Raw genomic sequence first — 23,714 nt, 5'->3', positions numbered from 1 at the left:
CCCCGTGGAGCCCGTGGAGGGGCCTTGTGGCCCCGGGAGGGTCCTCGTGGGTGTCGGGAGCGCCGGGCGGACGCCGGAGCGGGCCACGGGGGCCCTGAGCGACCCTCAGCAACCTTCCGGTGCTCCGGGGTGGAGCCGGTCGTCGGGACGGGGGGAACCGGTGGGCCTCAGTGGGCCGCGCCCGGGCCGGTGGTCGGGCCGGTGGTTGGGTTGACGGTTGAGCCGGCGGTTGGGCCGGTGCCTCGCGCGGCGTTGCCGGGGTGCTGCCGGTCGTCGGCGAGGTGCGGTGCGAGTTCGGCCACCCGGGCCCGCCAGGCCGGGTCGTCCGACTGGTAGACGTCCGGGACGCCGTCGCCGTCCGAGTCCCGGTCCTCCTCCTCGCACAGCGCGCGGTAGTGCCGGTTGCGGAGCTTGAGCAGCACGGTGGCAACCGCCGCGCACAGCACCGAGCCCACCAGGACGGCCGTCTTCGAACGGTCCGCGAGCGCCAGGTTCCCGGGGAAGGCCAGCTCGCTGATCAGCAGCGAGACGGTGAAGCCGATCCCCGCGAGCACCGAGACCGCGAACAGGTCGGCCCACTTGAGCTGCGGGTTCAGCTCCGCCCGGGTGAACCGGGCGGCCAGCCAGGTGCCGCCGAAGATGCCCACCGTCTTGCCGGCCAGCAGCCCGATGACGATCCCGAGCGGCGTGGCCTGGGTGAACACCTCGCGCAGCGCCGGGCCGGAGATCGTCACACCGGCCGCGAACAGTGCGAACACCGGCACGGCCAGCCCGGCCGACAGCGGCCGGACCAGGTGTTCGATGTGCTCGCCGGGGGAGTGCTCCTCGTCGCCCTCGCGGTGGCAGCGCAGCATCAGGCCCATGGCGACGCCCGCGACCGTGGCGTGCACGCCGCTCTCGTGCATCAGCGCCCAGTTGACGAAGGCCAGCGGCACGAACAGGTACCAGCCGTGCACCCCGCGCCGGTGCAGGAACCAGAACAGCGCGAGTCCGACGAAGGCCAGGCCGAGCGCCCAGAACTTGATGCCCGAGCTGTAGAAGATCGCGATGATCAGGATCGCGATCAGGTCGTCGACGACGGCCAGGGTGAGCAGGAACGCGCGCAGCGCCGAGGGCAGGTGGCTGCCGACGACGGCGAGGACGCCGAGGGCGAAGGCGATGTCGGTGGCGGTCGGGATCGCCCAGCCGCCGGGGTGGCCGCCGCTGCCCGAGTTGACCAGGGCGAAGAGGATCGCGGGCAGCGCGACGCCGCAGACCGCGGCTACGACGGGCAGCACGGCGGCGCTGGGACTGCGCAGCTCGCCCGCGACGAACTCGCGCTTGAGCTCGATGCCGGCGACGAAGAAGAAGATCGTCAGCAGGCCGTCCTTGGCCCAGTCGCCGAGCGTCAGATCGAGGTGGAGCGGCGCGGACGGGCCGACGGTGTGGTCGAGGACGCTCTCGTACGCGCCCGGCCAGACGTTGGCCCAGACCAGCGCGACCACGGCGGCGGCCAGCAGCAGGATGCCGCCGACCGTCTCGGTGCGCAGCGCGTCGGTGATGTAGGTGCGCTCGGGCAGCGGCAACCGGCCGAGGAGCTGCCGACGGCGGGTCGTCGGCTCATTGGCGGGCGGCTGTCGGGTCACGCTCGGACCTCCTGCGGGCTGGGAACGGCAAACGGATGCACACGTGGTGCAAGTGCCGACCAGACTTCCCGGCGCGCCCTGTGACGCCCGGATTCCTGTTCGAGGATCTTGATGCGTCTTTAGCAGTCTAACGGGAACGTTCGAGTGACATCCGGAATGTCCTACCTAAGGACTTAAGCCTTGGCGCTGCGTTCTGCACCCTCGCGGAGCACCGGCGCCGCACCCGAATGGCCCCGGCCGCGTGCAGACGAGTGAACGCGTTCCTATCGTCGGGTGCAGGCGTCCGCCGCCGCCCGATCCGGGCTCGGACGCCCATCTCCCGTCATTCCCGTTTCCCCTGCAGCCGCTCTGGAGGCACCCCCATGCCAAGACCGCCCCTCTTACCCGGTGAGACACCCGTGGCCGCCGATCTGCCCAGGTCAGCCAGCTCCGGCAGCCCCGGCAATCCCGACAGTCCCGGCAGCTCCGGCAGCTCCGGCAGCCCCTCAGGCCCCGATGAACCCGATGAACCCGAGCTCCCCGCCGACCTCGACCACCTGCTCCGCCCGCTGTTCCACGCGGCCGGTCCCGGCGGGGGAGTCGCCGTCGCGGTGATCCGCGGCGACGAACGGACGGTCGTCTGCCGGGGGCGCTCCGACCGCTCCGGCCAGCGCCCGGTCCGGGCCGACACCCGCTTCGAACTCGGCTCCGTGACCAAGACGTTCACCGGTCTGCTGCTCGCCGAGATGGCCGCCCGGGGCGAGGTGCGGTACGACGATCCGATCGACCGTTACCTGCCCGCCGACGCCGCCCCCGGCTACCCGCACGAGCGGCCGATCACCCTGCTCCACCTGGCCACCCACACCTCGGGCCTGCCCCGGCTGCCGGTCGGCCTGCTGCCCGCGATGGCACCCCGGTGGTTCACCAGCCCGTACGCCACGTTCGGACCGGCACACCTGCTCAGGGCCCTGCCGCGGACCCCCGTTCGGGGAACCCCCGGCACGCAGGTGCGCTACTCCAGCCTCGGCTGCGGACTGCTCGGACTCTTGCTGGCCAACGCCGCCGGGCAGCGCTACGACGACCTGCTGGCCGTCCGGGTCTGTGGCCCGCTCGGCCTGGTCGACACCTCCAGCGGCCCCGGCCGGGAGGAGGTCACCGGGTACCGGCGCGGGCGCCGGGTGCCGTCCTTCCGGCTGCCCGCCCTGCCCGGCGCGGCGGCGCTGCGCTCGACGGCCGACGACATGCTCCGCTACCTCCAGGCGCACCTGTCGCTGGACGCCGTCCCGCTCCCGGAGCGGGCCGACGCGGCGGCGCTGCGCACGGCGCTCGGCGAGGTCCGCCGGCCGCGGGCGGGGCGGCGCAGGGGCGGTACCACCCGGATCTGCCTGGGCTGGAACCAGCGGTCGGTGCCCGCAGGCCCGGACCCGGACGTGGACGACGGCGAGGAACTCGTGTTCCACGCCGGCTCCACCCGCGGCTTCACCGCCTTCGCCAGCTTCAGCCCGCACGCGCAGGTGGGGCTGGCGGTGATGGCCAAGGCACGGTCGCTGCGCAGCCGCGGCTTCGTCCAGAGCGCGTACGAGACCCTGCGCACCCTGGCCGCGCAGCGGCGGGGACCGGAGGATCTGGCCGGTCTTACCGGTCTGACCGGGCTGGACGGACCGGGCTGCTCGGGTGGGCGGCACGGGCTCGGCGGGCCGGAGACGGCCGAAGGGCCGACAGCCGCGTCCGTCCGACGGGCGCGCCGGTGACGGGCGCGTCCATGACGGACGTGCCCGTACGACGACGGTGCCCCGGACGGTTCTCACCGCCCGGGGCACCGCCCGTTGCCTCACTCAGGTGTCAGCGCGCTCAGCCGTTGCTGCCGGCGGGCGGGAGCTGGGCCTGGATCTGGGTCATGACGGTGCTGTCGGCAAGGGTGGTGGTGTCGCCGACCTCGCGGCCTTCGGCGATGTCGCGCAGGAGGCGGCGCATGATCTTGCCGGAGCGGGTCTTGGGGAGCTCGCCGACGACCTTGATCTGCTTGGGCTTGGCGATCGGGCCGAGCGTGCGGCCGACGTGGGCGCGCAGTTCCTCAACGAGTTCGGGGGTTTCGGTGATGCCGCCGCGCAGGATGACGAAGGCGACGATGGCCTGGCCGGTGGTGGCGTCGGTGGCGCCGACGACGGCGGACTCGGCGACGGAGGAGTGGCCGACGAGGGCGGACTCGACCTCGGTGGTGGAGATGTTGTGGCCGGAGACGAGCATGACGTCGTCGACGCGGCCGAGCAGCCAGATGTCGCCGTCCTCGTCCTTCTTGGCACCGTCGCCCGCGAAGTAGCGCCACCCGCCGCCAGGCGTGGATTGGCTGGGGCCGAAGCGGGACCAGTAGGTGTCGATGTAGCGCTGGTCGTCGCCCCAGATGGTGCGGAGCATGGAGGGCCAGGGTTCGGTGAGGACGAGGTAGCCGCCGGAGCCGTTGGGGACTTCGGTGCCGTTGTCGTCGACGACGGTGGCGGCGATGCCGGGCAGCGCGCGCTGGGCGGAGCCGGGCTTGGTCTCGGTGACGCCGGGCAGCGGGCTGATCATCATGGCGCCGGTCTCGGTCTGCCACCAGGTGTCGACGATCGGGGTCTTGCCGGCGCCGATGTGGTCGCGGTACCAGACCCACGCCTCGGGGTTGATCGGCTCGCCGACGCTGCCCAGCACCCGCAGCGAGGACAGGTCGAACTTGGCGGGGATGTCGTCGCCCCACTTCATGAACGTGCGGATCGCGGTGGGCGCGGTGTAGAGGATCGTGACGCCGTACTTCTGGACGATCTCCCAGAACCGGCCCTGGTGGGGGGTGTCGGGGGTGCCCTCGTAGACGACCTGGGTAGCGCCGTTGGCGAGCGGCCCGTAGACGATGTAGGAGTGGCCGGTGACCCAGCCGATGTCGGCGGTGCACCAGTACACGTCGGTGTCGGGCTTGAGGTCGAAGACGGCGTGGTGGGTGTAGGCGGCCTGGGTGAGGTAGCCGCCGGAGGTGTGCAGGATGCCCTTGGGCTTCCCGGTGGTGCCCGAGGTGTAGAGGATGAACAGCGGGTGCTCGGCGTCGTGCGCCTCGGGCGTGTGCTCGGTCGACTGGCGCGCGGTGATCTCGTGCCACCACACGTCGCGGCCCTCGGTGAGGGCGGTCTCCTGGCCGGTGCGGCGCACGACCAGGACGTGTTCGACGCCTTCGGTCTTGGTGAGGGCTTCGTCGATGGCGGGCTTGAGTGCGGAGGGCTTGCCGCGGCGGTAGCCGCCGTCGGCGGTGATGACGAGTTTGGCCTGGGCGTCCTGGATGCGGGAGGCGACGGCGTCGGCGGAGAAGCCGCCGAAGACGACGGAGTGGGTGGCGCCGATGCGGGCGCAGGCGAGCATGGCGATGACGGCTTCGGCGATCATGGGGAGGTAGATCGCGACGCGGTCGCCCTTGGTGACGCCGAGTTCGAGCAGGGCGTTGGCGGCCTGGGAGACCTCGTCCTTGAGCTGGGCGTAGGTGATGGAGCGGCTGTCGCCGGGCTCGCCTTCGAAGTGGATGGCGACGCGCTCGCCCAGGCCGTTGGCGACGTGGCGGTCGACGCAGTTGTAGGCCACGTTGAGGGTGCCGTCGGCGAACCACTTGGCGAACGGGGGGTTGGACCAGTCGAGCGTCTGGGTGGGTTCGGTGGCCCAGTCCAGGCGGCGGGCCTGCTCGGCCCAGAAGCCCAGGCGGTCCTCGGAGGCCTGCGCGTACGCGGCCGCGGTGACGTTGGCCGCTGCGGCGAGCTCTGCCGGGGGAGCGAACCGACGCTCCTCCTTGAGCAGGTTGGCCAGGCTCTCGTTGCTCAACACGCACTCCTCATCGAGTCATGATCTGGAACGATCCCGTGCGTGGGGATTGTCCCGTGTGTCCCAGCGCACAGCTCACCAGGCGAACAGCCCACTTGACAAGAGGGACCCGGGAATTGGTGTAGACCTTTGACCGAGAGTCGAACGGACGTCGTCGTGGACGGGCCGCTCGGACCCCTGCCGCGGCGGCCCCGATGGCCGCCGCGGGCCTGCGGGAAGACGTCGGGAGAACGTTGGCGGGTTGGAGGGAGGGACAGAGGTCCCTGGGAGGTGGGTCCGTGCCCCGGCCCGCCCGGCGGGGACACGGACCCGGCTTTCAGGCGGCCAGCTGGGGATCCTCCTCACTGCCCGCGACAGGCCCCCGGTCCGGAATCCTGCTCGCTCCTTCGGGCGGGCACACCGCCGGTGCGCCCGATGTCGTGCCCGGACGCGCCTCGACCGGGCTGAAGGTGCCGGCCGCGCGGTCGAGGACGTACGCCTGGGCGGTCGCGAAGTCGAAGTACATCCCGACCAGGCGCAGGGTGCCCTCCTCGACCCGGCGCTCCACGGCCGGATTCGCCATCAGCTGGTCCAGCTGCTGGATGACGTTGGTGATGCAGAGCTGCTCCGCGAGGTCCACCACCGGCCGGTCGGCGAACTCGGCGGGGGCCCGTCGGAGCCGGTCCAGCGAGCCGCGGCCGTTGCGCAGCCACCGGGTCAGCGGGGTCGGCGTGCCGGGGCGCTCGTGGACGCCGTCCAGGAGCGCCTTCATCGCCCCGCAGCCGGAGTGGCCGCAGACCGTGATCGAGCGCACCTCCAGTGCCTCGACGGCGTACTGCACCGCGGCGGCCACCGAGTCGTCGGCGGCGCCGGGCTCGAACGGGGCCGGCACGAGGTTGCCGACGTTGCGGACGGTGAAGAGGTCGCCCGGGCCGCTGTTGGTGATCATGCTGGTGACCATCCGCGAGTCGGCGCAGGTCAGGAAGAGCTGGGAGGGCGTCTGCCCCTCCCGGGCCAGCCGGGCGAGTTCGGGCCGGATCAGCGGGGCGGTGTGCTGCTGGAACACCCGGACGCCGTCGAGCAGCCGGCCGTGGGGGTCCTCCTGCTGCTCGATGCAGTGGTGGCCCACCCAGGGCGTCCAGGCGCGGCAGCGGTGCGGGCCTGGGGAGCTGCCGGCGCGGACCGTCCCGTCGGGGTCGAGTACCTCGTCGTCCTGGCGCCTCGTCACCATCGAGACCCGGCTGCCTGCGGCCTGGTGCCCGGAGCGCCAGCTGTGCAGGGTCTCGTACGCCGCGTGGTCGAGGAAGGACCCGTCGTGGACCACCGTCACGTCGGCGTCGGCGGGGATCCCGGCCAGGGCCCGGCTAAGCCGGGGCACCGCGGTGAAGGTGAGCGGGCCGTGCGTCTGGACCGTCACGTTGCCGTCCGGGCCGGCCAGCACGTCCACGTGGGCGCGGGTGAGCCGGTAGAGCGCGAGCAGGACGGCGGTGGCGGCGCCGAGCGTCACGCCCCACAGCACGCCGAACACAACGACGCCCAGCCCGGTGGCCAGGTAGACCGGGAACTCGCGGTGCCGGTGCACCTTGCGGATGTGCGCGAAGCTCATCATCTGGAGCCCCACGGCCAGTACCAGCGCACCCAGTGCGGCCAGGGGGATCCGGCGCAGCCCGCCGGTGAGCGCCACCGCGGCCGCGAGCACCCAGACGCCGTGCAGGACCGACGCCCACCTGGTCTGCCCGCCCGCGCGCACGTTGGCCGTGCTGCGGACGGCGCCTCCGGCGATCGGGAGTCCGCCGATCAGGCCGCTGACGATGTTGGCGACGCCCTGGCCGCGCAGTTCGCGGTCGAGGTCGCCGGTGCGGCGGGACATCCGGTCGACCGCGACGGCGGAGAGCAGCGACTCGACACTGGCGACGGCGGTGACGGTGAGGACGGCGGCGACCACTCCGGCGAGCGGACCGTGGGGGAGCGCCGGGACGAACGAGTGCGGCTGCCAGGAGGGCAGTTCGATGTGCGCGAGCGGGAGGTCGGCCGCGGTGGCGAGTGAGGTGGCGACGGCGACGGCGGCCAGCGGACCGGGCAGCCTGGCCAGCTTCGCGCCCAACGTGCCCGCGCGGCCGGGGAGTCGGCCGAGCCGCGGCCAGCCGAGCAGGACGGCCACGGTCACCGCGCCGATCAGCACGGCAGGCGGGTGCGGGCCCGCCAACTGTCCGGGCAGCGCGAGGATGTTGGCGATCGCGGAGCTCTGCGGGGAGCCGCCCAGCACGACGTGCAGTTGGGCGATGGCGATGGCGAGCCCGACCCCGGCCAGCATGCCGTGCACGATGGCGGGCGAGACGGCGAGCGCGGTGCGGGCCACCCGGCGCGCGCCGAGAAGGAGTTGGAGCAGCCCGGCCGCGAGCGTGATGGCGCAGGTGGCCCGCCAGCCGTACTGGGCGATCAACCCGGCGGTGATCACGGTCAGTGCGGCCGAGGGGCCGCTGACCTGGAGGGGCGTGCCGCCGAGCAGTCCGACGGCGATGCCGCCGACGGCGGCTGCGGCGAGGCCCGCGGTGAGCGGGGCCCCGGTCGCGAGCGCGATGCCGAGGGAGAACGGCACGGCGATCAGGAAGACCACCACGGAGGCCGAGAGGTCCTGCATCCACCGGACCCGGGGGTCGGGACCCGGTGGCGCGTGGTCGGTCGTGTCGGAGGCGATGGGGGCGCTGGAGATGTCGAGGGTCATTGCTTTTCCCGTCTGTCCGGGGGAACGAACGCAGTCAGGTCCGGCGGTGAGTCCGGTCGTGGGGCTCCGGGGCGGATCGGCTGTCGTGGGTCGCGACGGTGTGGCGGGATGGTGCGGGCGCGGCGGGGAGTGCGGGTGTCACCGGCCGGACCTGACCATCAGGGCCCGCCAGGGGCCCGAGCGAGGAGCGGGAGGCCTCGCGGAGGGCCGTCGGGACGGACCATCAAGACTCGGTAAACCGAGGGTAATGAAAGCTTTGCACGCAGTCATGCCGGGACGGAAGGGGAAAAGCCCCTGATTCACCCCATCGGGTGGTGTTCGAATGCCTGCAAATCTGCTGGTGGGCACCCCGGACACGTCGAACGGGCCGTGTCCTCCCAGTCTCAGGGGGAGGACACGGCCCGTTCGGGTGCCGTCCGCCGGCGCGGCCGGCCCGCGCCGACCTGTCAGGCGGGCGCTCCGGCCGGGGCGGGCCGCTCGCCGTCGTGGGCGAACTCGCCCAGCACGAAACCGTGGTCGACCTGCGTCGCGAGGTCGACACCGACCTTGGCGCTGGCCCAGCTCTCCGCGTTCCGCAGGTGGAAGAGCACGGCCTGGTCGGTGTAGCGGCGCGCGTCCCGCCGGTCGTGGGCGCCGTCGACCTCGGTCAGCAACTGCTCCAGCACGGCCCGGTTGGCCGGCTCCAGGCTCTTCAGCGGAGGCTCGGCGCCCTGCTCCAGGCGCCGCACCCAGTCCGAGTGCCCGAAGGTCGTGAGCAGGTCGTCGCCGACCTCGCGGCGCAGGAACTCCAGGTCGTCCGGGCCCTGCACCTTGTTGCCGATCACCCGCAGGTGCACCCCGAAGTCACGGGCGTAGTCCTTGTACTGGCGGTAGACCGAGACGCCCTTGCGGGTCGGCTCGGCGACCAGGAAGGTCAGGTCGAAGCGGGTGAACAGGCCGGAGGCGAAGGAGTCGGAGCCCGCCGTCATGTCGGTGACGAAGTACTCGTCACGGCCGTCCACCAGGTGGTTGAGCAGCAGCTCGACCGCGCCGACCTTGGAGTGGTAGCAGGCCACCCCGAGGTCCTCCTCGCTGAAGGCGCCGGTCGCGAGCAGCCGCACCGAGCCCTCGTCCAGGGCGATGGGCCACGCGCAGGCGGCGTAGACCGGGTTCTCCTCGACGATGCGCAGCAGGCGCGAGCCCCGGCCGGGCGGCGTGGTTTTGATCATCTCGTCCGCCGAGCCGATCAGCGGATTGCTGCCGCGCAGGTACTCCTTGATCTCCGGCAGGTGGGCGCCTAGCGAGGGCAGCGCGGCGGCCTGATCGTCCGTCAGGCCGAGCGCGGGGCCCAGGTGCTGGTTGATGTCGGCGTCGACGGCGATCACCGGCCGGCCCGTGGCGGCCAGGTGGCGGATGAACAGCGCGGACAGCGTCGTCTTGCCGCTGCCGCCCTTGCCGACGAAGGCGATCTTCATCTGGGACTCCGGCTCTCGCTCGGGGGCTCTCGCTCCGGGGGTGCCGCCCCCGGGCCTCGCCCTGGGAGCTCAACTGGCGCCGGGACGTAACTGGAAATCGTTATCGTCTCCGATAGCAGCCATGCTAGCCGGGGTTTGGGCGTCCCCGTGGACGGGAAGTGAGGATTGCCTCTAATGGGTGATGCGGGGTTGCTGTTCCGGGAGGGGCGGCCGGTTCATTACTCTCGGGTAGGTGAGCACTGGAACAGATCCCCTCGCCCCGCTGGCCCAGCTCCCCGGGGTGCCCGACGCGGTGGCCGAGGTGCGCAAGGCCGTCGACCGCCTCTACGGCCACCGGGTGATGCGCCGCCGCGCGGCCGAGGTCACATCCGAGTCCGCGCTGCGCGGCGCCCGCGCCTCCGCGGCGCTGGCCGGGGCGGACTGGCCGCTGGAGGAGGTCCGGCGCCGCAGCGACTTCAGCGCGGACGACGGGGCCCGCGAGGTCGGCGCCGCCCTGCGGATCGCCGCCGAGGCCGGCCAGCTGCTCAGCATCTGGCGGCACTCGCCGCTCCAGGTGCTGGCCCGGCTGCACCTGCTCGCGGTCGGCGACGCCGACCCGTCCGCGGGCCGTCCGCGGCGGGCGGGGGAGGCGGCCGAGGAGCTGTTCCCGCTCGACCTGGAGCCGGTGGAGAGCGTCGAGGCCGTTGTGGTGGACGCGCCGCTGCCGGTGCTGCCGCCCGCGCCCGGGGCCGAGGAGGTCGCCGCGCGCCTCGACCAGCTCTCGCGCCTGCTGGTCGCGCGCGCGGAGGGGCAGGGCGTCGGGACGCCGGCCCTCGTCGTCGCGTCGGTGGTCCACGGGGAGCTGCTCGCGCTGCGCCCGTTCGGTGCCTACAACGGGGTGATCGCGCGGGCCGCCCAGCGGATCGTGCTGATCGCCGAGGGGCTCGACCCGAAGTCGATCTGCCCTGCCGAGGTCGGCCTCGCCGAGCTCGGGACGGACGCCTACCGGCGGGCACTGGCCGGTTACCTGTCCGGGACGGCGGAGGGCATGGCGGCCTGGATCGCCCATTGCGGCCGCGCGTTGCGGCTCGGCGTGCGGGAGAGCACGGCGGTCTGCGAGGCGATGCAGCGCGGGATGGTCTGACCGGTCGGAGCGCCCGCGGGGGCTCGCGGGGATCTTCGGAACCCCGGGCCTTCGCAGGGGCTCGTAGCCCTGAACGGCCTTGCCCGGACGCGAAGATGCGGCGGCACCTGATCCTGCCGGGTGCCGCCGCTGGTACAGGTGCCGGGTGACCAAGCATGCACCGGAAGTGCCGATCAGACGGGGATCCTGCCCGTTCGTCTGGTCCGGCGGCCCGACAGCGGGTCGGCTGCATGTGGGTGCTCGGCTACTTGTACGCGCGGTCCGTGGGGCCTGAACTGCGTTGTCGGTTTGACCTCTTCGGTCCTGACCGGGTCTCGCGGGCCGTGCTTCATTTGTATCGCGTTTCGGGCGAAAGGGGAACCCGAAACGGGAAGTCTGCGGCAATTGCCCGTTTTGTCCCAAACGCGGAGAGTGATCAGGTCCTGAACGGCGGGTCCGGGGTGGCCGGCCCCGGGCGTCAGGCGGTCGGCCGGCGCCGCCGGGCCAGGTACCAGATCACGCCGGCGGTCAGCAGGGCCGTCCCGACCGCCACGGCGGTCAGCACCGAGCCGCTCGGGGCGGAGAACTCCGGGAGCCGCCGCCGCAGTTCCACCGGCTTGTCGAAGACCAGCACCGGCCACTCCCGGGCCGCCGCCTCCTTGCGCAGCGCGCGGTCCGGGTTGACGGCGGACGGGTGGCCGACGGCCTCCAGCAGCGGCAGGTCGGTCGAGGAGTCGCTGTAGGCGTAGGACTGGGCCAGGTCGTAACCCTCGACCGCGGCCAACTCCCGGATGGCGGCGGCCTTGTTCTCGGCGTAGGCGTAGTACTCGATCTCGCCGGTGTAGCAGCCGTCCTCGATCTTCAGCCGGGTGGCGATCACGTGGTCCGCGCCGAGCAGGGCGCCGATCGGCTCGACCACCTCGGAGCCCGAGCTGCTGACGATCACCACGTCGCGGCCGGCCGCGTGGTGCTGCTCGATCAGCGAGGCGGCCTCGTCGTAGATGATCGGGTCGATCAGGTTGTGGAGCGTCTCGGCGACGATCTCCCGGACCTGCTGCACGTTCCAGCCCCGGGTGAGCGACGAGAGGTACTCGCGCATCTTCTCCATCTGGTCGTGGTCCGCGCCGCCGACGAGGAACACGAACTGGGCGTACGCGCTGCGTAGTACGGCCCGACGGTTGATCAGGCCGCCCTGGTAGAACGGCCGGCTGAAGGCCAGCGCGCTCGACTTGGCGATGATGGTCTTGTCCAGGTCGAAGAAGGCCGCCGTGCGGGTGCCGCCCGGCCGGTGGCGGGCGGTGGCGGGAGCCTCGGCGGGTCCGGTGGTGCCGTCCGCGGAGTCGTCGGCGCGGTCGTCGGCGTTCTCGGTGGTGTCCACGGGAACCGAGGATAGAGGGAGCTGCAAAACACCCCGCCATTCGGCGTACTCGTGGGCGTGCGGGTTTGTGTTTCTGGCCTCTCGGGTACACCATGGAAGTCACGGATCGTTCGCGACCGTGCTAACCCGGTCCGGCTCCTCCCCCCCGAGTCGGGCTGTGGATAGACGACCCCCGCTCTCCCCCCCGGCGGGGGTCGTCGCACGTCCGGGGCCATTTTCAGGGCTTGAAGGCCCTTCGCGGCGGGTGTGCCCGGCCGACTGCCCGAGGTGTACAGGGGGTGTCGGCACCGGGGTCCGTCCACCACCTTTCGTCACTCTGCGTCGCCATTTGCTCATGCCTGCCGGTGGCCACTCGCCGCCCCCGCCGAAGTGGCGCCGAGTGCCGGGACAGGTCCGTGCGACGTGTCCGGCGAGGTCGCGCGGTAAGTGCCGCCGGAGTCCCCGGTTCATCTCCGTGATCCCGGTTCGTCAATTCTTGGCCCATTAGCCCCCCGCCCGGGTGAACGTATTTATCCACAGGCGTCGAGTTGTCCACAGGGATTCGGAAGCCCGATGACGGAATCCGGATCAGCCTCCACCGTGAGGTTCGGCGGCGGTCGTCGGGGCCTCCTTCAGGGCCTCTCCCGGGTCCTCCCGGCGGCCGTCCGCCGCAACCGTCGGACGTGCGCCGTCGGCCGCGAGGAGCGGGCGGCGGCGCGGAGGGGAGACCACCATGTCGACGCCGATCACCGGTCACACCACCGTCGAGGGGCCCGGGCCCACCGGGCCGCTCGTCCTCACCGGGGACGAGCGCCTCGCCGAGCACCTGCTGCGGCTCTGCGCGGCCGCGGGCACCGACCCGCAGCTGATCAGGGGCGCCCCGCCGCCGCGCGGGCTCTGGGAGAGCTCCTCGCTGGTCCTCGTCGGGGACGACCGGGTGGCCCTGTGCGCGGGGCTGCCCCGGCGCGCCGGGGTCCTGCTGCTCGGACTGGACCTGGACGACCCGGAGGTGTGGGTCAGAGCCGTCCAACTCGGCGCCGAGCACGTGCTGTTCCTCCCCGACGCCGAGGCCTGGCTGCTCGACCGCATCGCCGACGCGGCCGAGGGCGTCGGGCCGCCGGCGCTCACCGTCGCGGTGCTCGGCGGCCGCGGCGGGGCCGGGGCCTCCACCCTTGCGTGTGCCCTCGCCGTCACCGCGGCGCGGTCCGGGCGGCGGACGATGCTGATCGACGGGGATCCGCTGGGCGGTGGCCTCGACATCCTGCTCGGCGGGGAGACGGCCCGCGGGCTGCGCTGGCCCGATCTGGCCGGCTCGCGTGGCCGGGTCAGCGGGGCCGAGCTGGCCCGCGCGCTGCCGGCGCTCAAACGGCCGTCCAGGCTGTCCTGCCTCTCGTGGGACCGCGGCGACACCCTGGCCGTGCCGCCCGAGGCCATGCGCAGCGTCCTGGCGGCCTCCAGGCGGCGCGGCGGGCTCGTGGTGGTCGACGTGGCGCGCCACCTCGACGCGGCGGCCGGGCAGGCGCTGGAGCAGTCCGACCTGGCCCTGCTGGTGGTCCCGGCCGAACTGCGGGCGGTGGCCGCCGCCGACCGGGTCGCGGCGGCGGCCCGGATGCGGCTCGGGGACGTCCGGGCGGTGGTGCGTCCGCTGCGCGTGCGCGGCCTCCCGGCCGGGCGGATCGCCCGCGGGCTGCGGCTGGAGCTCGCGGGAGAGCTGGAGCCGGAGCCCGGGCTGGCCGAGGACGTCGAGAAGGGCGTCCCGCCCGGAACGCGGGACAGCGGCCCGCTCGCGCGCTTCTGCGCGACCTTCCTGGACGAAGTGCTGCCGCCGGTGCCGGCGGTCGGAGGAGGTGTGTACTGATGGTCCGTCTGCGCAGAAACGGGATCGGGTCCGGCCCGGGTGGCGCCGGTGGTGCCGGCGGGGCCGGGGGTCCGGGCGGCTCGCTCGGCCGGGGCGGCGCTGGGGGCGGTGGTGCGCGGGAGCACCGGCTGCTCCGGAGCGTCCCGCCGCCCGACGGGCCGCCGGAGCAGTCCCGTCCGTGCCCCTACGGGCGGACGGCGCGGGAGGAGCGGACGGCGGCGCTGCTGGACGCGGTCCGGCTGCGGCTGGCCGAGTCGGGCGCGGCCCCGACGGACGGTTCGGTCGCCGCAGCGTTGCGGGCCACGCGGCCGCCGCTCGGCGGGGACGAGGTCCTGGACACCGTGCGCTCCCTGCGTGCCGAACTGGTGGGTGCGGGCCCGCTGGACCGGCTGCTGGCGGCGCCCGACGTCACGGACGTCCTGGTGAACGGTCCGGAGGAGGTGTGGGTCGACCGTGGCGGCGGCCTGCACCGGGCCACCGGGGTCCGCTTCGCCGACGCCGAGGCGGTGCGACGGCTGGCCCACCGGCTGGCCACCGCGGCGGGGCGGCGGCTGGACGACGCCCGGCCCTGGGTGGACGCCCGCCTCCCGGACGGCACCAGGCTGCACGCCGTGCTGCCGCCGATCGCGGCCGGCTGCACGCACATCTCGCTGCGGGTCTGCCGGCCCCGGCCGTTCACGCTCGCCGAGTTGGTGGCGGGCGGGGCGCTGCCGCCGGAGGGCGCCGACCTGCTGGCCGGCATCGTGCGGGCCCGGCTGTCGCTCCTGGTGTCCGGCGGCACGGGGACGGGCAAGACCACGCTCCTCGCGGCCTTGCTCGGCCTCGTCGGCCCGGACGAGCGGATCGTGGTTGCCGAGGACTCCGCCGAGCTGCAGCCGGCTCATCCCCACGTGGTCCGGCTGCAGAGCAGACCGCCCAACCAGGAGGGGCTCGGCGAGCTCACCCTCCGGGACCTCGTCCGGCAGGCACTGCGGATGCGGCCCGACCGGCTGGTGATCGGCGAGGTGCGCGGGGCCGAGGTGTCGGACCTGCTGGCCGCGCTGAACACGGGCCACGAGGGCGGCTGCGGGACGGTCCACGCCAATACGGCGGCGGACGTGCCGGTGCGGCTGGAGGCTCTGGGCTCGCTCGCCGGGCTCGACCGGCCGGCGCTGCACAGCCAACTCCGGGCCGCGCTCGACCTGGTGGTGCACCTGGTCCGGGAGCCGGGCTCGGGGCGGCGCCGGGTGGCCGAGATCCACACGCTGGCGGGGGACCGCGACGGCCTGGCCGTGACGATCCCGGCGGTGGAGTTCACGACAGAGGGCGGCATGGCCCCGAAGGCGGGCTGGGAGCGGCTGGTCGGGCTGCTGGCGGCGCGCGGCGTCACGCTCTCGGCGGGGCCGCCGTGACGGGGCTCGCGGGGGCGGGCGTGCGGGCGGCGGAACTCGGGTTCGTCCTGCTGCTGAGTGTGCTCGCCGTGGGCGCCCTCGCGCTGCTGGGGGACTGGGGCAGGAAAGGCCGATGACAAGGAGGTTCACAGGATGATCGAGAGTCAGATCGCGCTGTGGTGGGCCGTGGCGCTGTGCGTGGTCGCGCTCGGCGGGTGGCATGTGGTGCAGCAGCAGCTACCGGGTGGGCGGCGATCCAGGCTGGTGCTGGCCGGTGCCGGGCCGCCGGTGCCGCCAATGAGGCCGGTGGGTGCGCCGCGCCCGCCACAGTGGATGGCCCCCGAACTGCTGGTCCTTCCCGGGGGACTGGCGGCCGGGTATGCCACGAGCTCGCCAGTGCCGGTGCTCGTCGGTGTGCTGGCCGTGGTGCCGTTCCGGCGGTGGCGGCTGCGGCGGGCCTTGGCGGCGGAGGCGAAGAGCCGGGTAGCCGGTGTGGTCGAGCTCTGCGCCGGGCTGGCAGGGGAGTTGCGCAGTGGGTTGACGCCGGAGCAGGCGCTCCACGTGGTGACGGCGCGCATCGCGGACGATCCCGAGGTCCTGCGCAGACTGGGCGAGGAGCCGGTGGCGCGGCTGGCGGCCGGCCGGTACGGGGGCGACGTGCCTGCCGCGCTCCACCTGCTCGCCGAACTCCCGGGCGGGAGTGGGGCGGCGTCGATCGCGGCCTGCTGGCGGGTCGCGTCCGACGGGGGTTCCGGGCTGGCCGCCGCGCTGGACCGGGTCGCGGAGGCGCTGCGCGGTGAGCAGGCGCTCGCCGAGGAGATCGCCGGTGAACTGGCCGGTCCGCGAACGACGATCGCCGTCCTGGCGGCGCTGCCGGCGGCGGGCCTGTTGCTGGGCACCGCGATGGGGGCGAGGCCGCTGGACGTTCTCCTGCACACGTCCGCCGGGCTCGGGTGTCTCGTAGTGGGCGCGGGATTGGAAGGGCTGGGTGTTGCCTGGACGGCGCGGATCGTGCGGGTGGCGGCTCGGGGCGGTTTGGAGGGCTCTGCGGGCCCGGGGAGCGGCGGTACCGGGCCGGGCTCGTGGACGGCCGGGGCGCCGAAGGCCGGGCGAGTGCGGCTCGGGGCCCTGAAGGCCTCCACGCGCCGCTTCGGGCGAGTGCGTGGCGAGCGGGGAGTCCTGGGCGCTGGGCGGGCGTTGAGCGGTCTGTCGCGGCGACGGGCCTGGCGCAGGCCGCGCGTGAGCCACGGGGCGGTCAGGGCAGAGGCGGTGACGGGGTGATGTGGGCCCTGGCGGTCCTGACGGCCGCTGCGGCGGCGGGAGTTGCGCCGGCGCGTCGGTGGGCGGGGCGGCGCCGCGCCTCGGCCAGGCTCTCCAGGCGACTTCCGGTGGCGCGGTCGGTGCGGCCGACGCCGCTGGCACGGGACACTGATGGGGTGCTTCGGCGGGCGGCGATGGCGGTCCTGGCGGGTGCTGGAGCCGCTCTGCTGCTCGGCGGTGGCCTCGGCCCGCTCGTGGGGGTGGTTCTGGCGGTGGGCGCCTACCGGGCGCTGGCGCGAGCGCGGTCGCCCGCCGATCGACGGGCAGAGCTGGAGGAGGAGCTGCTCACGCGGCAACTCCCGCTGAGTGCCGAGCTGTTGGCGGCCTGCCTCGGCTCGGCGGCCTCGCCCTCCGTGGCGGTCCTGGCGGTCGGGCGGAGTGTGGGCGCCCCGATGGGGCCCCGGCTGGTGGCGATCGGAGCCGAACTGGCCCTGGGCGCACCGCCGGAGTTGTGCTGGAACCGGCTGGGCGAGCAGCACCCCTCGCTGGCAGCGCTGGCCCGCTGCATGGTCCGCACGAGCGTCGGCGGCTCCCCGGTGGCCGAGCCGCTGATCGGGCTCGCCCACGCCCGGCGGACGGCGGCCGGCCGGGCTGCCCACGCCAGGGTCCGCCGGGCGGGGGTGCTGGCCACCGCGCCGCTCGGGCTCTGCTTCCTTCCGGCCTTCGTGCTGATCGGCGTGGTGCCGGTCGTCGTGGGGCTGACCAGTCGCTTCGCACTGGCGGGGTGAGGGGCCGGGCGGGTTCCAGCAGGTCGATCACGGAGGCCGGCGGATCGGTGTCCACCGCACCCGTCACGTCTCCAGTCCTCCCTACGACCCGCCTCGTCAACTCAATCCATCGCATGCATCCGAAACCAACGAAGGAGAAAACCATGGCTGTTGTGATCGCACCCCGGCTCGTGAACGCTCTTCCGGCCCGGCCGTTGCCCGGCGGCTGGAGGCGGCGAGGACGCTGGGCGGCACGCCGGGTCCGGCGGGTGGTCAGGGCCAGGGGCCGGTCGGACGCCGGGATGACCACGGCGGAGTACGCGGTCGGGACGCTGGGCGCGTGTGCGCTCGCGGCCGGGCTCTACAAGGTGGTGACTAGTGCGACCGTCACCGGGGCGCTGACCGATCTGCTGGAGCGGGCGCTCCATGCGACGTAGGGGGCGTGGGAGCGGCCGGGCGCGCGGTGACGCGGGGTTCGTGACGGCGGAGACGGCGGTGGCCATGCCGGCGCTGGTGCTGCTCGCGGCGCTGCTGATCTGGGGCGTGCTCGCGGCGGCGGCCCAGATCCGGTGCGTGGACGCGGCCCGGGTCGGTGCCCGGGCCGCCGCCCGCGGGGAGGCCGACGCCGTCGCGGTCGCCCGTGCGGCGGCCCCGCCCGGGGCACAGGTCGAGGTCGCCCTGGCGGCCGACACCGTGCGGGTCACCGTCGAGGCGCCCTGCGGGGCGCCGGGCAGGCTCGCGGGCCTGCTCTCGGTACGGCTGAGCGCCGCCGCGGTGGCGGCGCGGGAGGACGTCTTGGTGGGAGGAGGAACGGCATGGCCGACCTGACCCGGCTGCTGCCGACGGCGGTGCGAGTGCGGTCCCGGGCCGCTGCGGCGCGCGGGCGTGGCGGGTCGGTGGACGCCGGCTCGGCGACGGTCTGGCTGGTGGCCTTCGCGATGCTCGGCTGCTCGGTGTTCGCGGCGACGATGGCGGTCGGTGCGGTCGTCGTCGCCCGGCACCGGGCCGAGGCGGCGGCCGACCTCGCCGCCCTCGCGTCGGCGGACCGGCTGCTGCTGGACCCGGACGGCGGCTGCGGTCGGGCCGTCGGGATCGTCGCTGCGCAGGGAGCGGGCCTGGTGTCCTGCGTGGTGGACCGGGACGAGGACGCCGTCGAGGTGGTGGCCGAAGTGCCCGTCGCGGGGCTGCCCGTGCGGCTCCCGGTCGGTCCGGCCCGAGCCCGGGCCCGGGCCGGACCGGTTCGGGCCGCCGTCGCGGCGGTGGAGGAGGGCTCATGAGGTGGTCGGGCCCGCGCCGGTCTGGTTCGGGCCGCAGTTACGGCGGCGGAGGAGGGCTCATGAGGCGGTCGGGCTCGCGCCGGTCCGGTTCGGGCCGTCGTCGCGCGAGTGGAGGAGGGCTCATGGGCCCGTTCAGCCCGTGCCGGTGGGGCCGGGCGCCCCGTCCGCCACCTCCGGAGCGCCGGCCAGCAGGACGTCCAGGAGAAGGACGGCCGCGGCCTTGTCCAGCGGGTCGTTGCCGTTGCCGCACTTGGGCGACTGCACGCAGGACGGGCAGCCGCGCTCGCACTCGCAGGCGGCGATCGCCTCGCGGGTGGCCGTCAGCCACTGGACGGCCCGCTGGAAGCCGCGTTCGGCGAAGCCGGCCCCGCCCGGGTGGCCGTCGTAGACGAACACGGTGGGCAGCTCGGTGTCGGGGTGCAGCGGGACGGAGACGCCGCCGATGTCCCAGCGGTCGCAGGTGGCGAACAGCGGCAGCAGCCCGATCGAGGCGTGCTCGGCGGCGTGGGCGGCGCCGGGCAACCGGTCGAGCGGGATGTCCGCGTCGAGCAGCTGGTCCTCGGTGACGGACCACCAGACCGCCCGGGTGCGCAGCGTGCGGGGCGGCAGGTCGAGCTTGCTCTCGCCCATGATCTCCCCGGTGGAGATCCGCTTGCGGAGGTAGCCGACCACCTGGTTGACCACCTCCACCGAACCGAAGCTGAGCCGGCCCTCGCCCCAGTGGACGGTGGTGTCGGTGTCGAGCACCGAGATGGAGGTGATGTCCCGGGCGGCCGTGGAGTACGGCGGGTCGGCCGCGTCGACCAGGGCGACGGAGTTCTCCAGGTCGAGTTCGCGGACCAGGAAGGTGCGCCCCTGGTGCAGGTGGACGGCCCCGGTGTGGACCGTCGTGTGGGCGGCGGAGGCGTCCACCGTGCCGAGCAGCCGGCCGGTGGCGGCCTCGACGATCTGCACCGGGCTGCCGCCGCTGCCGCGCAGGTCGACGGCGTCGGCCGCGCGTTCGCGGCGGGTCCAGTACCAGGAGCCGTCGCTGCGCCGACGCAGCAGGCCGCGGCGTTCCAGGACGGGCAGCAGCGGTGCGGTGGAGGGGCCGAACAGCTCCAGGTCGGCGTCGGTGAGCGGGAGTTCGGCGGCGGCAGCGCACAGGTGCGGGGCGAGGACGTGCGGGTTGTCGGGGTCGAGCACGGTGGCCTCGACGGGCGCCGCGAACAGCGCCTCGGGGTGGTGCACCAGGTAGGTGTCCAGCGGGTCGTCCCGGGCGATCAGGACGGCGAGCGCGCCCTGGGCCTCCCGTCCGGCCCGGCCCGCCTGCTGCCACAGCGAGGCCCGGGTGCCGGGGTAACCGGCCATCAGGACGGCGTCGAGGCCGGAGACGTCGACGCCGAGTTCGAGGGCGGAGGTGGAGGCCAGGCCGAGCAGCCGGCCGCTGTGCAGGGCGCGCTCCAAGGCCCGGCGCTCGTCGGCGAGGTAGCCGCCGCGGTAGGCGGCCACCCGGTCGGCGAGCGGCCGGCCGAGCTGGTCCTGGGCCTGCAGGGCGACGAGTTCGGCGGCCCGGCGGGAGCGGACGAACACGACGGTGCGGGTCTGCTGCTCGACGAGGTCGGTGAGCAGGTACGCCGCCTCGGCGGTGGCGGTGCGGCGGACGGGCGCGCCGTGCTCGCCGACGTTCTCGGTCAGCGGCGGCTCCCAGAGGCCGAAGACCATCGGCCCGCGCGGGGAGGCGTCCTCGGTGACGGCGACGGCGGGCAGGCCGGTCAGCCGTCCGGCGGTGGCGGCCGGGTCGGCGGTGGTGGCGGAGGCGAGCAGGAAGGTGGGTGACGAACCGTAACGGGCGCAGATGCGGCGCAGCCGCCGCAGCACCTGGGCGACGTGGGAGCCGAACACGCCCCGGTAGGTGTGGCACTCGTCGACGACCACGTAGCGCAGGACCTTGAGGAAGGAGGACCAGCGGGCATGGGCGGGCAGGATGCCCCGGTGGAGCATGTCCGGGTTGGTGAGCACGTAGGAGGCGTACTGGCGGACCCACTCGCGCTCCTCGGGCGGGGTGTCGCCGTCGTAGAGGGCGGCCCGGACCCTGGGCGGGGCGAGTTCGGCGGCGCGGCGGCGCTGGTCGGCGGCGAGCGCCTTGGTCGGGGCGAGGTAGAGGGCGGTCGCGCCGCGGCCGTTGCGGGCCTCGGTGCCGTCCAGCAGATCGCTCAGGACCGGGGCCAGGTAGCCGAGCGACTTGCCCGAGGCGGTCCCTGTGGCGATCACCACAGTCTGGCCGGTTTTGGCCAGGTTCATGGCTTCCGCCTGGTGCGCCCAGGGCTGTTCCACCCCGACGGTGCGCGCGGCGGCCACGATCTCGGAGCGGATCGGGTCGGGCCAAGGCGCATAACGCGCAGGTCGGGCGGGAAGGTGCTCCGTATGGGTGAGCCGGTCGGACCGCCCCCTGGTGGTGGACAGGGTCGTGAGCAGTGCCTCGGGCAGGCTGTGTCGGGGCGGCATGGGGACCCAGTGTGTCACCGGCGTGACGGAGAATCGTCGTAAGCCATCGTGCGGGCATGGTCGCAGGTGGTTGAATGTGGCCGTGACGGCCGTATGGCCGTGGGTCGCAGCGCCGAGGCTTGCCACGCGTTGGCTGGGCGCGCCCCGGGCTCGCGACCATGCGGTGGCGGCCGTCCGGCCGAGGAACGCACATGACGTAGCAAGGCAAGGTGCTGGAGGTTCCGTGGACCTGTCCCTGTCGACCCGTTCAGTCGGCGATCGTACGGTCGTCGAGGTTGGCGGCGAGATCGATGTGTACACCGCCCCGAAGCTGCGGGAGCAGCTGGTCGAGCTCGTCAACGACGGCAAGTACCACCTCGTCGTCGACATGGAGGGCGTGGACTTCCTCGACTCGACCGGTCTGGGCGTGCTGGTGGGCGGTCTGAAGCGGGTGCGTGCCCACGAGGGCTCGCTGCGCCTGGTGTGCAACCAGGAGCGCATCCTGAAGATCTTCCGCATCACCGGCCTGACCAAGGTCTTCCCGATCCACACCTCGGTGGAGGACGCGGTCAACGCGACCGACTGACGCGGCCGGGCCGGTCCTCGTGGCCGGCCCGCCCGATTCACGCGGTCGGGGTGTTCGGGGCTCCTAGCCCCGGTCGTCCCGGCTGCACCGGGGCCGGTTCGGCCGGCCCGCGGGGGCCGCGGCGTCGGCCCCGGTCGGAGCACCCCGAGGGGGAGAGATGGCAACCGTCGAACTTCGATTCAGCGCGCTTCCCGAGCACGTCCGCACGGCCCGGCTGGTCGCCGCGGCAGTCGCCAGACGGGCCGGGGTCGACGAGTCGGTGCTCGACGAGGTACGGCTCGCGGTCGGTGAGGCGTGCTCCCGCGCGGTCGGGCTGCACCAGCGCGGCGGCATCGGCGGCACCGTCAGGGTGGCGCTGACCGACCAGGAGAAGCGTTTCCTCATCGAGGTCGAGGACGAGGCGGGCTCGTCCGCCGTCCCGGCTTCCGGCGCGGCCGAGGGCGGGGACCCGGACGAGGACACCCTGGGCCTGGCCGTGATCACCGGTCTGGTCGAGGACCTGGAGGTCACCAACGGCACGGACGGTGGCCTGATCCGGATGAGCTGGCCGGTTTCGGTCGACGCCGTCGCGGTCTGAGGGCCCTGGCGCCACTCCCGGGCCCTGGCGCCACTCCCGGGCCCTGGCGCCTCTCCCAAACCCCGGCGTCTCTCTCGGGCCCCGGCGTCTCGGCGGGTCGCCGTGCGTCCATTCCTCGGGATCTCCTCGGGATCCCGTTGACAAAGTGTTGAATCCGGCGGTTCGCTGCTTCCGGCACGACCGGGTCCGATCGACGTTCGACGATCGGATCTGTCGCGGAAGAGGACGACCATGCGGATACGCATTCTGTGGCCGGCCGGTCAGGCGACCGCCACCCTGCGGACCACCCCCACCACCGAGGCGCTCTGGGCCGAGCTGCCGATCAGTTCGTCGGCCAGCACCTGGGGCGAGGAGGTCTACTTCGGGACGCCGGTCAGCGTGCTCCGGGAGGACGACGCCGAACAGGTCGTCGAGCCGGGCACCGTGGCGTTCTGGACGGACGGCGACAGCCTCGCGCTGCCGTACGGGCCGACGCCGATCTCGCGCGGCGACGAATGCCGGCTCGCCAGCCCCTGCAACATCCTCGGCGTACTGGACGGTGACGCCCAAGTACTGCGGACGGTCCGGCCGGGCGACCCGATCCGCGTCGAACGGGCCTGAGCCCGACCCGAGTCGGGCTGAGCCACCAAGGCCGGGGCGGCCGGGGCGGCCGGGAACCGGGGGCCGATCGGTGGCCGTGTAGGTTCGACGACCGAAGACGACCGAACCGAAAGGCTTCTCCCGGTGAACAAGCGACTGCTGGCCGTACCCGCCCTCGGCGCGCTGCTCGCGTTCGGCGCCGTCGGCTGCGGCGACGACAACAGCAAGCAGCTGGAGTCCTGGGCGTCGACCGTCTGCGGCGCCGCCAAGGACCCGATCGCCCAGGCCCAGAGCGCGCTCGCCGACACCGGCCAGGTGAAGACCGGCGAGGTCCCGGCCGACCTGCAGAAGCGGCTCTCCGCCGACATCGGGCACCTTGCCAAGACCAACCAGGACATCGCGAAGGCCATCGACGCCGCCGGGGCGCCCAAGGTCGACGACGGCGCCAACCTGCAGAAGGGCACCGTCGCCGAGCTGAACAAGGCGGCCGACGGCTACCTGGACGTCCAGAAGAAGCTGGACGCGCTGTCCAGCGCCGACCAGGCCAAGTTCGCCGACGGCCTGCGCAGCGTCGCCGACCAGGTGCAGCAGCTGGCCACCCTGTCCACCCAGGCGCAGGGCAAGCTCCAGCGCGGCGAACTCGGCGCGGCCATGGCCAAGCAGGACGGCTGCAAGCCGTCCGCGACCACCGCCCCGGGCGGCAGTGGAACGGTCCCGGCGACCGCCCCGGCGACGGGCACACCGACCGACGGCGCGACCGGCGCCCCCTCCGCCGCGCCCAGCGGCACTCCGGCACCGGCCGCGACGGGCAGCGGCAGCCCGGCGGCCGCCCCCGCCGCCGGTGCGACCGCCGCCGGCGCGACGGCCGCCCTGTCCACCCCGTCCACCCCGTCCACGCCCGCGCCCAGCGCGAGCTGAC

Annotated in this window: 19 protein-coding genes; 13 read left to right on the top strand and 6 right to left on the bottom strand. The window is 74.0% G+C overall.

Going from position 1 to position 23,714, the window contains the following annotated elements; translation table 11 throughout:
• Positions 1 to 167 precede the first annotated feature (167 nt).
• The gene (nhaA, locus tag AB0O00_RS09625; RefSeq protein WP_363649877.1) at positions 168 to 1,625 is read right to left on the bottom strand and encodes a Na+/H+ antiporter NhaA; all 1,458 of its coding nucleotides are present in this window, start codon (positions 1,623 to 1,625) and stop codon (positions 168 to 170) included.
• Between the two features lie 398 nt (positions 1,626 to 2,023).
• Here nhaA and AB0O00_RS09620 point away from each other — a divergent pair, with 398 nt between their 5' ends.
• Positions 2,024 to 3,355, top strand: a complete 1,332-nt coding sequence (locus AB0O00_RS09620; RefSeq protein WP_363649875.1) for a serine hydrolase domain-containing protein — start codon at positions 2,024 to 2,026, stop codon at positions 3,353 to 3,355.
• Positions 3,356 to 3,455: 100 nt separating this feature from the next.
• On the opposite strand, the gene acs is transcribed toward AB0O00_RS09620, so the two are convergent.
• The 3 genes from acs to AB0O00_RS09605 form a co-directional block, all read right to left on the bottom strand.
• The gene (acs, locus tag AB0O00_RS09615) at positions 3,456 to 5,438 is read right to left on the bottom strand and encodes an acetate--CoA ligase (protein WP_363649873.1); all 1,983 of its coding nucleotides are present in this window, start codon (positions 5,436 to 5,438) and stop codon (positions 3,456 to 3,458) included.
• Between the two features lie 316 nt (positions 5,439 to 5,754).
• Positions 5,755 to 8,142: a SulP family inorganic anion transporter gene (locus AB0O00_RS09610; RefSeq protein ID WP_363649871.1), complete on the bottom strand. Its 2,388-nt coding sequence runs from the start codon at positions 8,140 to 8,142 to the stop codon at positions 5,755 to 5,757.
• 446 nt (positions 8,143 to 8,588) lie between these two features.
• A complete protein-coding gene (locus AB0O00_RS09605; RefSeq protein WP_363649869.1) occupies positions 8,589 to 9,596 on the bottom strand; it encodes an ATP-binding protein in 1,008 nt (335 codons plus the stop codon).
• 232 nt (positions 9,597 to 9,828) lie between these two features.
• Between AB0O00_RS09605 and AB0O00_RS09600 the strand changes: the two genes are divergently transcribed.
• Entirely contained in the window at positions 9,829 to 10,719 is an 891-nt protein-coding gene (locus AB0O00_RS09600; RefSeq protein ID WP_363649867.1) for an oxidoreductase, read from the top strand.
• A gap of 457 nt (positions 10,720 to 11,176) precedes the next feature.
• Here the strand turns inward: AB0O00_RS09600 and AB0O00_RS09595 are convergent, their stop codons facing one another.
• Positions 11,177 to 12,076: an HAD-IB family hydrolase gene (locus AB0O00_RS09595; protein ID WP_363649865.1), complete on the bottom strand. Its 900-nt coding sequence runs from the start codon at positions 12,074 to 12,076 to the stop codon at positions 11,177 to 11,179.
• A 712-nt stretch (positions 12,077 to 12,788) separates the two neighbouring features.
• Between AB0O00_RS09595 and ssd the strand changes: the two genes are divergently transcribed.
• The 7 genes from ssd to AB0O00_RS09560 all read left to right on the top strand — a co-directional run bounded on the left by ssd (position 12,789) and on the right by AB0O00_RS09560 (position 18,587).
• Positions 12,789 to 13,913 carry a septum site-determining protein Ssd gene (ssd, locus tag AB0O00_RS09590; protein WP_363649863.1) on the top strand — a complete coding sequence of 375 codons (1,125 nt, stop codon included), beginning with the start codon at positions 12,789 to 12,791 and terminating at the stop codon, positions 13,911 to 13,913.
• On the top strand, positions 13,913 to 15,304 hold the full coding sequence (locus AB0O00_RS09585; RefSeq protein WP_363649861.1) for a TadA family conjugal transfer-associated ATPase: 1,392 nt from the start codon (positions 13,913 to 13,915) through the stop codon (positions 15,302 to 15,304). Before ssd ends, AB0O00_RS09585 begins: the two co-directional genes overlap by 1 nt.
• A gap of 132 nt (positions 15,305 to 15,436) precedes the next feature.
• Positions 15,437 to 16,564, top strand: coding sequence for a type II secretion system F family protein (locus AB0O00_RS09580; protein ID WP_363649859.1), 1,128 nt, complete (start codon positions 15,437 to 15,439; stop codon positions 16,562 to 16,564).
• A 155-nt stretch (positions 16,565 to 16,719) separates the two neighbouring features.
• Complete coding sequence (locus AB0O00_RS09575) at positions 16,720 to 17,331, top strand: type II secretion system F family protein (RefSeq protein ID WP_363649857.1); 612 nt, start codon at positions 16,720 to 16,722, stop codon at positions 17,329 to 17,331.
• Positions 17,332 to 17,579: 248 nt separating this feature from the next.
• Positions 17,580 to 17,747: a DUF4244 domain-containing protein gene (locus AB0O00_RS09570; protein ID WP_363649879.1), complete on the top strand. Its 168-nt coding sequence runs from the start codon at positions 17,580 to 17,582 to the stop codon at positions 17,745 to 17,747.
• Between the two features lie 40 nt (positions 17,748 to 17,787).
• Complete coding sequence (locus AB0O00_RS09565) at positions 17,788 to 18,138, top strand: TadE family type IV pilus minor pilin (RefSeq protein WP_363649854.1); 351 nt, start codon at positions 17,788 to 17,790, stop codon at positions 18,136 to 18,138.
• A complete protein-coding gene (locus AB0O00_RS09560; RefSeq protein ID WP_363649852.1) occupies positions 18,126 to 18,587 on the top strand; it encodes an Rv3654c family TadE-like protein in 462 nt (153 codons plus the stop codon). The genes AB0O00_RS09565 and AB0O00_RS09560 overlap by 13 nt, the downstream gene beginning before the upstream one ends.
• A gap of 132 nt (positions 18,588 to 18,719) precedes the next feature.
• On the opposite strand, the gene AB0O00_RS09555 is transcribed toward AB0O00_RS09560, so the two are convergent.
• On the bottom strand, positions 18,720 to 21,074 hold the full coding sequence (locus AB0O00_RS09555; RefSeq protein WP_363649850.1) for a DEAD/DEAH box helicase: 2,355 nt from the start codon (positions 21,072 to 21,074) through the stop codon (positions 18,720 to 18,722).
• A 223-nt stretch (positions 21,075 to 21,297) separates the two neighbouring features.
• On the opposite strand from AB0O00_RS09555, the gene bldG reads away from it, so the two are divergent.
• The 4 genes from bldG (at position 21,298) to AB0O00_RS09535 (ending at position 23,713) form a co-directional block, all read left to right on the top strand.
• Entirely contained in the window at positions 21,298 to 21,639 is a 342-nt protein-coding gene (bldG, locus tag AB0O00_RS09550; RefSeq protein WP_363649848.1) for an anti-sigma factor antagonist BldG, read from the top strand.
• Between the two features lie 157 nt (positions 21,640 to 21,796).
• The gene (locus AB0O00_RS09545; RefSeq protein WP_363649846.1) at positions 21,797 to 22,216 is read left to right on the top strand and encodes an ATP-binding protein; all 420 of its coding nucleotides are present in this window, start codon (positions 21,797 to 21,799) and stop codon (positions 22,214 to 22,216) included.
• A 231-nt stretch (positions 22,217 to 22,447) separates the two neighbouring features.
• The gene (locus AB0O00_RS09540; protein WP_363649845.1) at positions 22,448 to 22,816 is read left to right on the top strand and encodes a cyclophilin-like fold protein; all 369 of its coding nucleotides are present in this window, start codon (positions 22,448 to 22,450) and stop codon (positions 22,814 to 22,816) included.
• A 123-nt stretch (positions 22,817 to 22,939) separates the two neighbouring features.
• On the top strand, positions 22,940 to 23,713 hold the full coding sequence (locus AB0O00_RS09535) for a small secreted protein (protein WP_363649843.1): 774 nt from the start codon (positions 22,940 to 22,942) through the stop codon (positions 23,711 to 23,713).
• The last annotated feature ends 1 nt before the right edge of the window (position 23,714 follow it).

Source organism: Kitasatospora sp. NPDC093558, assembly GCF_040683475.1.
In the GTDB taxonomy this organism is placed as follows: domain Bacteria; phylum Actinomycetota; class Actinomycetes; order Streptomycetales; family Streptomycetaceae; genus Kitasatospora.
The sequence above is the reverse complement of the archived record's forward strand: the minus strand, read 5'-3'. Positions and strand labels throughout refer to the sequence as shown.